Annotated in this window: 1 protein-coding gene; it reads left to right on the plus strand. The window is 60.0% G+C overall.

All coding sequences use genetic code 11. The annotated features are described in order from the left end of the window. Positions 1-436 (plus strand): energy transducer TonB (locus tag A3754_RS23220; protein WP_156497172.1); only part of this gene is annotated, 436 nt, incomplete at its 5' end. Positions 437-637: the final 201 nt, after the last annotated feature.

Below are 637 nucleotides of genomic sequence, written 5' to 3' on the forward strand. Positions count from 1 at the left end.
CCTGCAGGACCTGAGCCAGCAGATCGCCAGCCTGCAGGCGCGGCTGGACGAGCAGAAGCAAGCCTACGCCAAGCGCCCACGGGTACGGCGTCTCACGTCGGTGTCCGCCAAGGCCCACTTCGAAGCGGTCTACATTGATGGTTTCCGCCGCAAGGTGGAAGACATGGGTACCCGCAACTTTCCCGCCCGGGCCCTGAACAGCAATACCTATGGTGCGGTGCGCCTGATGGTAGCGATCCAGAAAGACGGCTCACTGAAAGAAGTGCGGCTGCTCAAGTCCTCCGGTCATAAATTCCTCGATCAGGCCGCCATTCAGAGTGTGCGTCTGGCGGCCCCGTTCGATGCGTTTACAGCGGAAATGCGCCGCAACATGGACGTGCTGGAAATTATCCGCACCTGGAAGTTCGACAGTAACCAGCGAGTGTCGTCGAAATAATAGCTGCGCTCGCTACCACGCGACTGTAGGAGTGCCTCTCGAGGCGCGAACCGCGCTTGCGCGGCAATCGTCCGCAGGACGATCAGGCCTGCCAGCATTCGACAGGTGTTTAGAAGGATTTGGTGTTTATCGTTGCACGCTGCCCTCGCTGTCGCTCGGATTCGCACCTCGAGAGGTGCTCCTGCGGTCTCATCCTGAAAG

The sequence above is a fragment of the Alcanivorax sp. HI0083 genome (assembly GCF_001635175.1).